The following is a 14,941-nucleotide window of genomic DNA, read 5'->3' as shown; positions in this document are numbered from 1 at the left end:
TATCGTAACACGGGTTTTAACCAGCCTAACACAGCGCGTTCAGCACTCAAGGTGCGGCTGGCTCTTTTGCAGGCCGCGGCTGGCGCAGCACTTCATTAATTTTTGGATCCGCGATGGTGCCGTCGATGTGGTAACGGATTAACGAAATCTTATTCCACAGCGGCGCCAAGACCTTACTGGCAGCAAACACCGCCGCGCCGACGATTGGGTTGATCGCAAAGGCCGTCGCGACGCCTACCGTGGCGGAGATTTCAGGGGCGATCACCGCTTCCATATTCAGCCGCTGATTAACTAAATCGACGCTGCCGTTCATGGCGATATCCGCCGCCAGCCCGTCAACCAGCAGGTCGTCGGTGTGCAAGGTACCGTCTTTGATCCACGCCGTGGAGCGAATAGAGTCAAAGTAGAAGCCTTTGCCGAAGGTGTCGCTGAAGTCGAGTTGCAGCTTACGCAGCAAGGCGTCGAAGCTGACCAGACGCAGCAACTGCCCGGCGCGGCCGCCGCCCAAATCGACAATTTCACCCTTCCCAAGATCGGTTTTCAGCGTGCCGTTGAGGGTTTTCAAATCTGGCTTCCACGGGATAGATTTCCAGTGCAAATCGAAGTCGATGTTGAAAGGCGCGCCGCGCAGTGGTGTGGTCACGCCGAAGAACGAGGTCGCGGCTTCAACATCTTTGCCGGAAAGCTTGCCTTTCAGGCCGGTAGACTCGCCGGTTGAGTTCTGCTTCCAGTCGCCCTGCACGTCTAAACGCACCGCGCCGGTATCAATCATGCCGTTGCGCAGCGCCAGCTGATCGCCACTTGGCGTGATATCGGCATTGACCTTGCGGAAGCTCTGGCCGAGGAACCAACAGTCTTCGCAGCGCAGCTGCACCGCAGGCCAGTTGGCGAAGGAGATTTTGTCATTGGCGAAGGGATTCTGGCCCGACTTCCCGCCGGTAGCCGCGTCGGCTACGGTCCACTGCGGGTTGAAGTAGAGATAATGAATATTGGCCTGCCACGGGCCGCGCTCGTTCATCGCCAGGGTGCCGTTGATCTCTTTGCCTTTCGCCGTGATGTTCATGCCATTACTGCCCTGCGTGGAACTAATTGTCAGGTCATTCCACACCTGACCGCCGAGGTCGAGCTTCGGCGTGGTTAGCGTCACTTCATGTGGGAAGCCAAACGAGGCGGCGGCGTTGGCGGCTTTCTTCGCGCCTTTGGCACTCTTCTGCACTGGCGCTTTCGGGGCGTTATCCGGCGATAACAGCTCCAGCCAGCTCTCGCCATCCAGCTCCGGCAGATGCAGCGTCAGGCTGCTGGTCGCTGGCAGTGCCGGGGTTTTCTGCGCATTCATCTGCCACGAGGCGCGATCCAGCTGAAGCTGCTTGCCCAGCAGCCAGCGGCTATTGAAACGGTCTTTGCCACCCAGCACGCCGTTCATCTCAAAACTCTTCAGCCCGCCTTTGGCATTTACCGCCAGCGGCAGACTGCGACCCGGCTTCTTATCTAGCGGGCTAGGTAAGTGACTACTTACACTCTTCAGGTCGGTGGTTACGCCGATACTGTAATTTGGCTCGCCTTTGTGCGGCAGCGAGATATCTACCGTGCCTTTCCACGGCGCGCTGCCGCTGAGTTTGCTGGCGATAGCGTCCGGCATGCCGGTGATTTTGCCCAGCTCCCAATTGCCGTCCAGACCGACATTAATTGTATAATTATCAGTGAGTTCATGGGTGCTGAATTGGACATTTAACGGCTGACCGAACCAGTTGGCGGTGAGCAAGTTACTTTGCAAGTTGCCGTTGTCATAGGTGAACTGGCCGCTGAGGTGTTCAATGGTGCTCTCCAGCGGTTTGATAAACAGGCTGTTGTCATTGAGCGTCACGCCGCCGGTGGCGCGAACCAGTTCGCCATCCAGTGGAATATCCAGATGTAAGCGACCACTCACATTCCCGCCAATCTGCAACTCTTCTAGGGCCGCGCCGAGGGAATCCTTCAGCGGCGTGTCTTTGAAGTAGTCACCAATGTCTTTACCGGTCCCGGAAACGTCAGAGTCGATGAACAACTTCTCTTTCAGGTAATCAGGAATATTGGCGACCACGTTGTTGCCATCGGCATTGCCCAACTTGGTGTGAGCGGCTTTCATAAACAGCCCGTCATTAAGGAAATCGAGGTCGATATCCAAATTGGTCAAGGCTGGCCACTCAGGCTGGAACTGGAAAGTGGAGTTGCGCAGCGGCACCCACACTTCAAACTGCCCTTCGTGCTTCTTAAACGGGAAGTCGTGCGGATTGCCGTTGAAGGTCAGCGTGGCGTTATCCACCTGACCGGCCTGAATCGCCTCGCTGAGGTAATCCGTCAAATGTTTGCCCATCAGCGGCTCTGGGAAGTAGCGCCACGCCTGCCCTGCGTCATAAAGGCGGATGCCGCTGAGGATTTTGAGCCACGGTTCGCCGTGCTCTGGCTGGCTATAGTGGAAGTCGCCGTTGGCCCACAGGCCGTTGGCTTTCACATCCACGCCTTTCGACCACAGCGCCCAGCCCTCTGGGTTATAGCTCCAGTCGAAGGTGCCCTGCGCTGCGCTGATCTCCAGCGGCGCGCGGAACATTTCGCCATACGGCAGCAGGCTGTCTTGCAGGTTCACCGTCAGTTGGCCGCGCTGCACGCTGCCGCTCAACTGGCCGCTAAAGTGATTAACGCCCGGCAGCAACTCCCAGCGATCCCAACTGAGGTCGCGCCATTTGGCGGCAAAGCGCGTGTGGTCAGTCTGCTTAAGAGGAATATCTAACGCCAACTGGTCAATTAAGCCTTTTGGCTGGATGTCCTGCCAGCGCTCGAGCAGTTCCGGCGTCAGGAAGGAGAACGTCGGGATAATCGGCCCAAGGCGCTCTAACTGGAGCTTGGTGGCTCTCAGGCGAAGTTCATCCCCCTGCGATGCCCCTAAGAATTCGCTGTTTTCCGGCAGATACAGCGCGCTGATTTGGCCCTTCGGCCACGCCACGCCGTCGGTTTTCAAGTTGAGCTGCTGGGCATCGACCTGCCAGCCATTGCCCTGTCGGCTGCCATGCAGTGTCAGGTTTTCGACGTCTAACCGATGCTCCTGCCCCGCGCTGCTCCAAGTCGCCGCGCCGTTTTTCACCCAAGCGTCACCGGCGTAGATATCGCCGCTGCGCACGGTCAGCCAAGCCGCAAGGCTGAAGTCAGCGCTTTCCAGCCCGGTGTTGCTGCGCAGCCAGCGGCTAAACCAAGGCTTCATGTCGATATCATCGGCCTGAAGATAGATTTTGCCGTTGTTGAGCAGACCGTCGTTGTCGTTGAGGTCCATGCGCACCTGCACCACGCCATGCTGGCCGTTGAAGGTCGACAGGCTAATCAGCCCCTCGGCGCGGTGGCGGTTGCGGCTGTTCAACCAGCGCAGCTGCGGCACGGTGATTTCGGCGCGCTGCCCGGCTGGGGTCATGAAGGAGATATGGCTGTCGCGCAGATCGAAATGGTCGACCTGTTAGAGGAAGATGTCGCTGATGCGGTTGGCTTCGAAACCTTTGCCGTCGTTGGTTTTATTGCCAAAAGTGGCGTTGGTATCGAGGTCGAGATTATAGAAAGTCAGGTCGCGGAACTGCCAACGGAAATGCAGCAGTGATTGCCAGACATCCAGCGCCAAGGTCACGCGCTCAGCTTTCACCGTGGTGTCTGGCAGGGTTACGCTGAGGTCTTTTAACTCGAGCGTCGGGCCGAAGGTTTTCCAACTGCCGCTGATTTGGTCCAACTCGATAGGCACGCCGGTCAGGGATTCAATCTTGCTGACCAGTTGATCCTGAAAACGGTGAAGCTGAGGCAAAGCCAGACGCAAGCCACTGATTGCCAACGCAACAATTACGATAATTGTTGCGCAGGTAGTTAACAGTATCCCCGGCAGTCGCCTCAAACTTCTCTCCTTGTTTCCATTCCGCAGACTTGTTCGCTGCGGACCGCAATGGAAATTTAATAAATTTACCCGCAATCCATGATTGATGTTGCAGCCTACGCCGCCGCAACACTAGGCCGGACGGGTTATCACATCATGACGACGTCGAACTGCTCTTGGTTGTAGAGCGGCTCGATTTGCACTTTTACCTGTTTGCCAACGAAGATTTCCACCTCAGCCAGCGCGTGGGACTCTTCCCCTTTCAAAGCTTCGCCGACTGCCGCAGAAGCATAGACCAGGAAACGGTCGGCGTCATAGGCATGGTGAACGCGAACGATTTCACGCAGGATTTCATAGCAGACGGTTTCGACGGTTTTCACCGTGCCGCGCCCGTGACAGGTTGGGCAATCGCTGCACAACACGTGCTCGACGCTTTCGCGGGTCCGTTTGCGGGTCATTTCGACCAAACCCAAAGCCGAGAAGCCGTGAATGCCGGTTTTGACCCGATCCTTAGACAGCGCCTGCTCCAGAGAGTGCAGCACCCGCCGACGATGATCCTCATTCGCCATATCGATGAAGTCGATAATGATGATGCCGCCGAGGTTGCGCAGGCGCAGCTGGCGGGCGATCGCCTGAGTCGCCTCGGTATTAGTATTGAAAATCGTCTCTTCCAGATTGCGATGGCCGACGAAGGCACCGGTGTTGATATCCACGGTGGTCATGGCTTCGGTCTGGTCGATAATCAGGTAGCCCCCTGACTTGAGCTCGACTTTGCGTTCCAGCGCGCGCTGGATCTCATTCTCAACGTCAAAGAGATCGAAAATAGGCTGCTTGCCCGAGTAGTGCTCAAGCTTGGCGGTCATTTCGGGAATATATTCGCTGGTAAACTCCACCAGCAGCTCATAGGTCAGGCGCGAATCCACGCGAATTCGGTCCAAGGCTTCGCCCGCAAAGTCTCTTAACACGCGGTGCGCCAGCGCCAGCTCGCCGTAAAGCTTGCACTTGGTCTTGTTGCGACGTTTGCGCTCCATAACCTTGGTCCACAAACGCTTGAGGAAGGCGGCATCTTGTTTAAGTTCTTCTTCGCCAATGCCTTCTGCCGCGGTGCGGATAATGTAGCCGCCCTGCTCGTCACAATATTCCTGAACGATATTTTTCAGGCGATCGCGCTCGGCTTCGCTCTCAATGCGCTGTGACACACCCACGTGTGAAGCGCCGGGCATAAAGACCAGATAGCGGGAAGGCAGAGTAATGTCCGTGGTCAGGCGCGCGCCTTTGGTACCCAAAGGATCTTTCACCACCTGCACCATCAGATCCTGCCCCTGATGGACCAGCTCTACGATGTCACGAACGTTAAAATTCTTCTGCTCATCACGGGCCACACACTCGGTGTGCGGCATGATGTCTGAGGCGTGAAGAAAAGCCGCTTTCTCCAGACCAATATCAACAAAGGCTGCCTGCATGCCCGGCAGAACCCGGCTGACACGACCTTTGTAAATATTGCCTGCAATGCCGCGCTTGGCTTCACGCTCAACATGGATCTCTTGCAAAATGCCACCGTCAATGTAAGCCACGCGCGTCTCGGACGGCGTAACATTGACCAGTAATTCAGCTGTCATGCTTTCTCCTAAGCTCGCGTAATGCAGCAAACTCACTGTACAGTTCTTGAGTTTCCACTAAAGGAAGCCCGACCACTGCGTAGTAGCTGCCGCGAATTTCACGGACGAAACATCCGCCCTTTCCCTGAATACCGTATGCACCCGCTTTATCCATGGGTTCTCCGCTCAGAATATAGTGCTGAATATCATCCGCGGATAGAGAGCGGAAGGTGACATCAGTCACAACCAGCGTACTACGATGCGTCTGGCGGTCCGCCAGAGCAACGGCCGTCATCACTTGATGCTGGCGGCCAGACAATGCGGTTAACATTTGAGCTGCATGAGCTTCGTCGCGCGGCTTCTCCAACACCTGACCGTCGAGCACCACAATGGTGTCGGCACCCAACACCGGGAGGTCTTGTGGCGCAACGGCCACGCCCGCCAAGGCTTTGTCACAGGCGAGACGCACAACATAGTCTGCTGGTGCTTCATCTGGCTGCTTTTGCTCGGCAACGTCGGTCACCAGACGTTCGAAAGCCAACTCCAGCACCGTCAGCAATTCGCGGCGGCGCGGTGAACCAGAAGCCAGATAAAGTTCAGTCATCATTTCCTCATTGCACAGCGAACTGACGGCGAATTTTGCGCATCAGCAGGAATAACCATGGCCAGAGAATGCCGTCTACCACGCTGCTCCAGAACACTTCTGGACGGAACGAGACATTAACCACCAGAAACTCAGCCCAGAACACCACCACGTCGACAGCCAGTGACAGCAGCATGACGATCAGTGCTTGCTGCCACAGCGCCATGTTGCGGAACAGCTGAAACTTGAAGGCGACCAGATAAGCAATCAGTGCCAGAGCCAGCGCGCGCACGCCCAGCGTCGAGCCAAGAATCAAATCCATCACAAAACCGACGATAAATCCGGTACCTACGTTAACGCGGTGCGGCAGCGCCATGACCCAGTAAATCAGGATCAGCATCAACCAAGATGGCCGAAACATGTAGATCTCGTCCGGCCACGGCATCACTTGCAATAACATGGCTATCAGAAAGGATAGCCAAATTATCCAGCGGCCGTGGCTCCGGTAGCGATTCATTGACTGCCTCCGCTAGAAGGACGCGGCGAAACCGGCGTGGTAATGGTGCCAGTAGCAGGTTGAGGAATAGGAGCAGGAGGGCCCATTTCGCCCGGAGGCGGCAGGACCTGAGGCATCATTTGCATCAGGCGCTCATTGGCAACGCGATGCACTTCGTCCGGCGGCAGTGGCTTATCGCCATTGCGGTCAGAGCCCCACAGCAGCAGCAGGTAACGCAGGCGTTGCAGACCCGCCGTAGGGCGCGCCTGAATCACGGTGTAAGCACGCTGGTTGTCGACTTTCACCGAAGAGACCACGGCAACCGGATAGCCTTCAGGGAAGCGTCCGCCAAGGCCGGAGGTCACCAGCACGTCACCCACGCGGATGTCGGTGTTGCTCGGCAAGTGCTCCAATTGCAAGTCGTCCGCACAGCCGCTACCGGCGGCAATGACGCGAATGTCGTTACGCAGCACCTGAATCGGCAAGGCGTGGGAGGCGTCACAAATCAGCAATACGCGGCTGGTGACGGCGCCCACGGCGACCACCTGCCCAACCACGCCTTTGTCACTAATGACCGGCTGGCCGACGTAAACGCCATTGTTGCTGCCTTTGTCGACGACCACCTGATCGCTGTACGGGTCATTGCTGGTCGACAGAACCTGAGCCACCATCTTGTGCTCGTCCTGACGCAGCGGCGAGCCCAGCAGTTCACGCAGACGGGCGTTCTCCTGCTTGAATTGGCCAAGCAGCATCAAATCGCTGTTTTTGAGCAGCAATTCCTGACGCAGTGCGCGGTTTTCGAGTTCAAGAGACTGGCGGGTAGCAAACGTGGCGGAAACCTGATCGAGGAATTCACGTGGCGCATTCGACAAGAAATAGAAAGGACTGACGGCAGTGTCCATATAGGTGCGGATCTTAACGAACGTACCTACTTTACTGTCGGCAAAAATCAGGACAATGGCCGTGAGAATAGCCAAAAAAAGTCGCAGTTGCAGGGAAGGCCCCCTGCTAAAAATCGGCTTCATAAAATATGCGAGTTCCTCGGCAACAGAAGGTTTCAGCCAATCAAGTGAAAGATAGCCTAGGCAGGAAAAGTAGCAAGCGAAGCGGATCGGGCGAAAACTACCTGAATACGCAATGTTTCAGGCAGTTTGATGCACGACCCCAATTTGACACTGCATACTTTAACGCAGCAGGTTTCACCAGACGGACATTCACCTTCGCGGGCAAGACTTATTCTTTGCTATGCACGCCTTACGCAAAGGCGCGCGTCGCTAAAATTACTCTTCGCTGAACAGGTCGCCGCCGTGCATGTCGATCATTTCCAACGCTTTACCACCGCCGCGAGCAACGCAGGTCAGCGGATCTTCTGCCACAACCACCGGAATACCGGTCTCTTCCATCAGCAGGCGATCGAGGTTACGCAGCAATGCGCCACCACCGGTCAATACCATGCCGCGCTCGGAGATGTCAGAAGCCAGCTCTGGAGGACACTGTTCCAGCGCAACCATCACCGCGCTAACGATGCCAGTCAGCGGCTCTTGCAGCGCTTCAAGAATTTCATTGGAGTTCAGGGTAAAGCCGCGCGGAACGCCTTCAGCCAGATTACGACCACGAACTTCAATCTCGTGAACTTCATCACCTGGGTAAGCGGAACCGATACCGTGCTTAATACGCTCAGCGGTAGCTTCGCCAATCAGTGAACCGTAGTTACGACGCACGTAGTTGATGATAGCTTCGTCGAAGCGGTCACCACCGATACGTACAGAAGAAGAATAGACTACGCCGTTCAGGGAGATAACCGCGACTTCGGTAGTACCGCCGCCGATATCCACAACCATGGAACCGGTCGCTTCAGAGACAGGTAAACCTGCGCCGATCGCTGCTGCCATTGGCTCTTCAATCAAGAACACTTCACGCGCGCCCGCACCTTGTGCAGATTCACGGATAGCGCGGCGTTCAACCTGAGTTGCGCCAACAGGCACACACACCAGCACGCGCGGGCTCGGGCGCATGAAGCTGTTGCTGTGAACTTGTTTGATGAAGTGCTGCAGCATTTTTTCAGTCACGAAGAAGTCAGCGATAACACCGTCTTTCATCGGACGAATAGCAGCGATGTTGCCAGGAGTACGTCCCAACATCTGTTTGGCATCATGGCCGACGGCCGCAACGCTTTTCGGTGAACCAGCACGATCCTGACGAATAGCCACAACTGATGGCTCGTTCAGCACAATGCCTTGTCCTTTTACATAAATGAGGGTATTGGCGGTACCCAGGTCGATGGACAAGTCGTTGGAAAACATGCCACGAAATTTCTTAAACATAACGAAAGGATAATCCTGCTAGCTGGGGGCGGAAAATAAAATCCGCCTACTTTACCAACCACGCGAAGCAGCGACAAGGCGCAAAAACGTTCTGCTTCGGTGAAATTGTCCACGATGTCGGCCGCTTACAGTCGCGATGACTTTTGGTCGTCAAATTAGAGGTAAAAAATGACCGGTTCATTTAAGCCGAAACCAGCATTTACCTGTTTACAACCAGCAACTTACAAGCACCAACACCGCACATGAATTCTTGCTCTCGCTCCGAGAACTCCCGCCACAATTCGCCAAAAACTTTACAAACAGGCGTCATTGGACAGTAACCGGTTAAAGGCTGCGCCATTCTACGTTAAATCTTCACATTACGGTCAGTTTAAACATCACCGTTGTGTGAATATTTTTTGCTGACGGGCTCCACGGCCTGCGGGATAGCAAAAAAATCACCCTGCCCACCATGAATGCCCTTCTCTAACAATACTGCCCACTCTTCTTTAGAGCGTACGCCAGAAGCAAAAACTTTAGCTTGTGTTCCTTCACAGGCGCTAATCAGACTTTGTACAAACAGCTGATTTTCAATTCTTTTGTCGATATCTCGAATCAATCCCGGATGCAGTTTCACTCGTTCAACCGGGAAAGTTTTCAAATATGAGGTGCTGACTACGGTAAGCCCGGCTTGAGAAACCGCCAGACGGCAGCCCATTCCTTGTAGCAAACGGACCACGGGGCGTAATCGCTCGGTATGTTGACAGAGATCAGCCTCTGCAAGTTCAATCAGAATGCGATTACGCTGCTTTTTTTCGCATTGCAGCAAAGTATCGCGTAACCAGCGGACAAAAGAGCGCTGCAATAATGAATCAACCGTCAGGTGAAATGCCAACGTTTCGTCCGGCCAACGCGCCAGTAACGGAATTATCTGAGAAAGCATTTGCCGATCATAGCTTTGCGACATGCCGAATTGCACCACCAGCGGCATAAACTCGGCGGCCAGCAGCTCTTGCTCACCATCAAAGATGCGACGCTGGATTTCGCGGTGATCCAGCTTACGGTCTTTAGTAAAAGCGGCCTTATGATAGAGACGCGGCCCGCCGCGCGATAGGGTATTTTCCAGCAATGTGCGCCACTTAACGCTGCCGCGCCCTTTTTCCGGCACTTTGCTGTCATACACCAGCCAACTGTTGCTGCCTTGGAACGCCGCGTTGCGCGTCGCCTGTTCGGCGTGATCCATCACCTCTTCAGCTCGCTGACCAAAACGGTAAGCGCTGATACCTATATAAAGAAGAGCATCGCGATCAATGTTGTTAGAGGTTGGCAGAGCACCCAGCGCGTTGACCAACTGGGCGGCCATCACTTCGGCTTCTTTTAAGGTGCGATGAGGCAGCAAGACGGCGCAATCGCTGTGGAAGTAGCGCGCCAGCAAAGCGTCGGAATAACGCATGACGAAGGTCGAGAGCAGATTGACCATCGCGGAACGCAGCTCTTCAACGTGCCCCTGCCCGTGGATTTCGCGCAGGGTGTCGAAGTCAGGCAGGCGCAGCAGCATGACCACGCCGTGCGCGCCCTCTTCTTCAAGCTGGGTCGCCAATTGGTTGTCGAAAAATAGCCGATTACTCAGGCCGGTTTGAGCGTCTTGCTGGGCGAATGCGCGGATTAAGGTGTCCACGCGGCTGCGCTGCTCACGGGCTTCGGCCAAGTCAGACATCAGTAAATCAATGGCGCTGCTGGCAAAAGGCGGCCATTCGGACACGTCGCCTTGGCGGATATTCTCTCGCTCGCCGCGCAGAATACGCTGTGCGCGCTCCTCCAGCTTCTCCAGCCCGGCAGTCTCTTTGCGCAGCCAGCGGAAACTCATCAGCACCACCACAATCATCAAAATAATGGCGAAGCTAATGGTGATGGTCGAACGCAGCGAGTGGGTATAGGTGGTGATCGGGTCGACATACACCACGTGCAGCGCCATCGACGGGTGCTGCATCAGCGGCAGAGTTATCTCGGCATAATCAGGGTAGCCGCTGTCCCACGCCGCGTGTAAATCGGCGGACTCGCGGTATTGCAAAAAGGGCTTTTTATTTTCCAGCAGGGTGATGCTTGAAACATCCAGCATGCGCATTGCTGTCGGCATCCAGCGCTGGGCTTCGTCAGGAGTGTGTTGCAGAAGAGATTGGTCGAAAGTGGTCGCCAGCGCCCGTAAATGCTGCTCGGTATTCTGCTTGCTGAGATAGACAAAGCTAAACGTCACGCCGAGCAGCATCAGCAACATGGCTACTGCAACCAGCATGGAAATTAGCGCGGTGAGTCTGTTAGTAAATCGCATCCTTGTGCCTTACCTGAAACCTATAAATGAAGGAGGCAAGCCGGATAATAATCCTTCATTGTCAGGCCGCCGTTTGAACGCCGCTATCATAAAACAGATGCGCGTCAGATCCGGTAAAGATTTATGCAATTTTGTGCCTAAATTCGCACTCAGTGGCACCGTTTTTGTCTCATATCAGTCCCTATCCCCCCTATTGCGTTATATTCATAGCATAGCAACTGCATAAACAATCAATTCAGAAATCTTATGGAGCTCAGAATGCGCGCACTTTTATTACAGCAAGACGCAGGCCAGACCCTTTCCAGCGTGAGTGATATCAGCACAGATGACCTGCCGGAAGGCAACGTGGTGGTCGACGTTGACTGGTCGAGCCTCAACTATAAAGACGCGATGGCCATTACCGGCACCGGTAAGATTATCCGCCAATTCCCAATGGTGCCGGGCATTGATTTCGCCGGTCGCGTCAGCAGCAGTGAAGACTCGCGCTTCAGCGTCGGCCAGCAGGTGATCCTCACCGGCTGGGGCGTGGGCGAAAACCACTGGGGCGGGCTGGCGGAAAAGGCACGCGTTAAAGCGGACTGGCTGGTGCCGCTGCCGGAAGGGCTGGACTCACGCCACGCGATGATTATAGGCACCGCCGGGTTCACCGCCATGCTCTGCGTCATGGCTTTGGAGGAAGGCGGCGTGCTGCCCGACAGCGGCAAAGTGATTGTCAGCGGCGCCAGCGGCGGCGTGGGCAGCACGGCGATCACCCTGCTTTCGACCCTCGGTTACGACGTGGTGGCGATCAGCGGGCGCGCCAGCAATACCAAATATCTGGAGCAGCTCGGCGCAAAAACCGTGCTGTCGCGTGAAGAGTTCAGCAAAGAGGGGCGGGCTTTGGATAAACAGCTGTGGGCCGGAGCCATCGACACCGTGGGCGACCACACGCTGGCGACTTTGCTGTCGCAAACGGTCTACGGCGGCACGGTGGCGGCCTGCGGTCTGGCGGGCGGCTACCAGCTGCCAACCACGGTAATGCCATTTATTCTGCGCAACGTCCGCCTGCAAGGGGTGGATTCTGTGATGTGTCCGCTGCATCGCCGGATGGACGCGTGGGAGCGCCTGACGCAGACTCTTCCTGCTTCATTCTATGAACAAGCCGCCACGGAAATCAGCCTTGAACAAGCGCCAGCCGCGGCCGCCGCAATAATGGCCAACACCATTACAGGCCGAACTTTGGTTAAGGTGCGCTAACAGCGCCAAGCCAATTCTTAGCGCAGGGAAGCTCTTCCTGCGCTGCTTTGTTCCCATCTCCTCTGAAATTTCGTATTTTCCCCGTCCCTCTCGCCAAAAATCGATTTAACAGCCATTCTTAAACCAGAATCCTCAGTAACAATAATGATTAAGAAATTCTGGAGTACGCCATGAACAATTCCCGCAAATTGACTGAAGCAGACGTCACCCCCGAAAGCATCTTTCACGACCGTCGCAAAGTATTGCAGGCATTGGGCCTGAGCGCGGCGGCGCTGGCTCTGCCCCAGACCGCCAAGGCGGACATTTCATCTTGGTTCAAAGGCCACGACCGACCAAAAGCCCCGCCGGGGAAACCTTTGGATTTCACCAAGCCTGCCGCCTATCAAAATGACCTGACGCTGACGCCAGAAGACAAAGTCACCGGCTACAACAACTTTTATGAGTTTGGTCTGGATAAAGCCGACCCGGCCGCCAATGCGGGCCAGCTGGTGACGTCGCCGTGGAAAATCGTGATTGATGGCGAAGTCGGCAAGCCAATCACCCTCGACATGGACGACATCATGAAACGCTTCCCGCTGGAGCAGCGCATCTACCGTATGCGCTGCGTCGAGGCGTGGTCGATGGTGGTGCCGTGGATTGGCTTCCAACTGAGCAACATTATTAAGCTGGCCGAGCCGACCGGCAATGCGCGCTTTGTGGCGTTTAAAACCTTATATGACCCGGAACACATGCCGGGCCAGAAAGACCGCTTTATCGGCGGCGGGCTGGATTACCCTTATGTCGAAGGGTTGCGGATGGATGAAGCCATGCACCCGCTCACCATGCTCACCGTCGGCGTCTACGGCAAGGCGCTGCCACCGCAAAACGGCGCGCCAATTCGCCTGACCGTGCCGTGGAAATATGGCTTTAAAGGCATTAAGTCTATCGTCAATATCAGCCTGACCAAGAACCAGCCGCCGACCACGTGGAACCAAATCGCCACCAATGAATACGGTTTCTACGCCAACGTGAACCCGCACGTTGACCATCCTCGCTGGTCGCAGGCCACGGAGCGCTTTATCGGTTCCGGCGGGATTTTGGATGTGAAACGCCAGCCGACGCTGCTGTTTAACGGCTATGCGGATCAGGTTGCCTCGATGTATCGCGGCCTCGATCTGCGCGCGAACTATTGATGATTCAGAGGGAAATGCAATGCGGCGTTTGAGCCTGACACAAATTAAATGGCTGAAGGTGGTTATCCATCTGGCGGCGTTCTTACCCTTTATCTGGCTGATATTGTCGATTAATCAGGGTTGGTTCAGCGCCGATCCATCAAAAGATATTCAACATTTTACCGGTAGGATGACTCTGAAATTGCTGCTGGCGACGCTGCTTATCACCCCGGTTGCGCGTTATGGTAAACAGCCGCTGTTGATTCGCGTGCGCAGATTGGTGGGGTTATGGTGTTTTGCGTGGGGAACGCTGCACCTTCTCAGCTATTCGTTCTTAGAGTTGGGCATTAACAATTTGGCGCTGCTGGGCAGTGAACTGATTTCGCGACCTTACCTAACTTTGGGCATTATCAGCTGGATAATCCTGCTGGCGCTGACCTGCACCTCGACATTGTGGTCGCAGCGTAAGTTGGGGGCGAAATGGCAGACATTGCACAATTTAATTTATGTTGTCGCAATTTTGGCGCCAATTCACTACATGTGGTCAGTAAAAATTATCTCGCCGCAACCCATCATCTACGCGACAATTGCAGCGATCTTGTTAGCATTACGCTACAAAAAATTCCGCCAATGGCTGCGTTAACGGGCTTAACTTTTCTGTGTTCTACCCCGCATAATCCCACAGTCTAAACCCTCAGTAGCATTCTGAGGGTTGATTATCTTCGCTGATAAGACCAGTATTTAGCTGCGAATTGCCACGATATCATTATAATGCCCGACCTCATGCTGATGAGCAGGGTAGATTTGCCGCGAAATAGGTGACAAATCGGTGACATCAGGGTATTTTCTACAATCTTTGTCTAATTGCCGGAGATAGGCTCACAATGGCGCATAAGTTTGACATTTTGCTTCTGAACGGTCCTAACCTGAATTTGTTAGGGACTCGTGAGCCTGAAACCTACGGCAGCACTACGCTCAACGATATTGTTAAAGGTTTGGAGCAGCAGGCCGCCGCCGCAGACGTCGCGCTTAGCCATCTGCAATCGAACGCAGAGCACCTCCTGATTGAGAGAATCCATCAGGCACGCGGAAACACTGATTTTATTTTGATCAATCCCGCAGCCTTTACCCATACCAGCGTAGCGCTACGCGATGCGTTGCTGGCAGTGCAGATCCCGTTTATCGAGATCCACCTGTCGAACGTACACGCCCGCGAACCGTTCCGGCACCACTCCTATCTATCTGATATCGCAGTGGGCGTTATCTGCGGACTTGGCGCAGATGGCTACCATTTTGCTTTACAGGCAGCGGTTAACCGCTTGTCTAAAACCCATTAATTTTTTCGCAAAAAGAGTACGGAAT

General features: G+C 55.0%; 10 protein-coding genes and 1 pseudogene. 4 read left to right on the top strand and 7 right to left on the bottom strand.

Translation table 11 applies throughout. The features are described 5' to 3' along the window. Nucleotides 1–46: 46 nt before the first annotated feature. The 7 genes and pseudogenes from yhdP to csrD all read right to left on the bottom strand — a co-directional run bounded on the left by yhdP (nt 47) and on the right by csrD (nt 11,192). Nucleotides 47–3,904: pseudogene (yhdP, locus tag GEAM_RS00205) on the bottom strand (AsmA2 domain-containing protein YhdP). Nucleotides 3,905–4,032: 128 nt separating this feature from the next. After that, a complete protein-coding gene (gene rng / locus GEAM_RS00200) occupies nt 4,033–5,502 on the bottom strand; it encodes a ribonuclease G (RefSeq protein ID WP_034786666.1) in 1,470 nt (489 codons plus the stop codon). Continuing rightward, nucleotides 5,492–6,085 (bottom strand): Maf family protein, encoded by a 594-nt coding sequence (locus GEAM_RS00195; protein WP_034786665.1) that lies wholly within the window; start codon nt 6,083–6,085, stop codon nt 5,492–5,494. Before GEAM_RS00195 ends, rng begins: the two co-directional genes overlap by 11 nt. A gap of 7 nt (nt 6,086–6,092) precedes the next feature. Further along, nucleotides 6,093–6,581 carry a rod shape-determining protein MreD gene (gene mreD, locus GEAM_RS00190; RefSeq protein WP_034786663.1) on the bottom strand — a complete coding sequence of 163 codons (489 nt, stop codon included), beginning with the start codon at nt 6,579–6,581 and terminating at the stop codon, nt 6,093–6,095. After that, complete coding sequence (gene mreC, locus GEAM_RS00185) at nt 6,578–7,585, bottom strand: rod shape-determining protein MreC (protein WP_034786661.1); 1,008 nt, start codon at nt 7,583–7,585, stop codon at nt 6,578–6,580. The genes mreD and mreC overlap by 4 nt, the downstream gene beginning before the upstream one ends. A gap of 255 nt (nt 7,586–7,840) precedes the next feature. Then, nucleotides 7,841–8,884, bottom strand: a complete 1,044-nt coding sequence (gene mreB / locus GEAM_RS00180; RefSeq protein WP_007891976.1) for a rod shape-determining protein MreB — start codon at nt 8,882–8,884, stop codon at nt 7,841–7,843. A 370-nt stretch (nt 8,885–9,254) separates the two neighbouring features. After that, entirely contained in the window at nt 9,255–11,192 is a 1,938-nt protein-coding gene (gene csrD, locus GEAM_RS00175) for an RNase E specificity factor CsrD (RefSeq protein ID WP_034786657.1), read from the bottom strand. 258 nt (nt 11,193–11,450) lie between these two features. Here csrD and acuI point away from each other — a divergent pair, with 258 nt between their 5' ends. The 4 genes from acuI to aroQ all read left to right on the top strand — a co-directional run bounded on the left by acuI (nt 11,451) and on the right by aroQ (nt 14,916). Further along, nucleotides 11,451–12,428, top strand: coding sequence for an acrylyl-CoA reductase (NADPH) (gene acuI, locus GEAM_RS00170; protein ID WP_034786654.1), 978 nt, complete (start codon nt 11,451–11,453; stop codon nt 12,426–12,428). Nucleotides 12,429–12,598: 170 nt separating this feature from the next. After that, nucleotides 12,599–13,600, top strand: a complete 1,002-nt coding sequence (msrP, locus tag GEAM_RS00165) for a protein-methionine-sulfoxide reductase catalytic subunit MsrP (protein ID WP_034786653.1) — start codon at nt 12,599–12,601, stop codon at nt 13,598–13,600. 19 nt (nt 13,601–13,619) lie between these two features. Continuing rightward, the gene (msrQ, locus tag GEAM_RS00160; RefSeq protein ID WP_034786651.1) at nt 13,620–14,222 is read left to right on the top strand and encodes a protein-methionine-sulfoxide reductase heme-binding subunit MsrQ; all 603 of its coding nucleotides are present in this window, start codon (nt 13,620–13,622) and stop codon (nt 14,220–14,222) included. Between the two features lie 241 nt (nt 14,223–14,463). Further along, nucleotides 14,464–14,916, top strand: a complete 453-nt coding sequence (gene aroQ, locus GEAM_RS00155) for a type II 3-dehydroquinate dehydratase (RefSeq protein ID WP_034786649.1) — start codon at nt 14,464–14,466, stop codon at nt 14,914–14,916. The last annotated feature ends 25 nt before the right edge of the window (nt 14,917–14,941 follow it).

This window comes from Ewingella americana ATCC 33852 (assembly GCF_000735345.1).
Lineage (GTDB): Bacteria > Pseudomonadota > Gammaproteobacteria > Enterobacterales > Enterobacteriaceae > Ewingella > Ewingella americana.
Note: the sequence above shows the minus strand (reverse complement) of the source record. Positions and strands in the feature narration are given on the sequence as shown.

Coding starts and splice junctions, on each gene's coding strand:
- rng (WP_034786666.1), bottom strand. CDS start 5,502: ATGACAGCTGAATTACTGGTCAATGTTACGCCGTCCGAGACGCGCGTG.
- GEAM_RS00195 (WP_034786665.1), bottom strand. CDS start 6,085: ATGACTGAACTTTATCTGGCTTCTGGTTCACCGCGCCGCCGCGAATTG.
- mreD (WP_034786663.1), bottom strand. CDS start 6,581: ATGAATCGCTACCGGAGCCACGGCCGCTGGATAATTTGGCTATCCTTT.
- mreC (WP_034786661.1), bottom strand. CDS start 7,585: ATGAAGCCGATTTTTAGCAGGGGGCCTTCCCTGCAACTGCGACTTTTT.
- mreB (WP_007891976.1), bottom strand. CDS start 8,884: ATGTTTAAGAAATTTCGTGGCATGTTTTCCAACGACTTGTCCATCGAC.
- csrD (WP_034786657.1), bottom strand. CDS start 11,192: ATGCGATTTACTAACAGACTCACCGCGCTAATTTCCATGCTGGTTGCA.
- acuI (WP_034786654.1), top strand. CDS start 11,451: ATGCGCGCACTTTTATTACAGCAAGACGCAGGCCAGACCCTTTCCAGC.
- msrP (WP_034786653.1), top strand. CDS start 12,599: ATGAACAATTCCCGCAAATTGACTGAAGCAGACGTCACCCCCGAAAGC.
- msrQ (WP_034786651.1), top strand. CDS start 13,620: ATGCGGCGTTTGAGCCTGACACAAATTAAATGGCTGAAGGTGGTTATC.
- aroQ (WP_034786649.1), top strand. CDS start 14,464: ATGGCGCATAAGTTTGACATTTTGCTTCTGAACGGTCCTAACCTGAAT.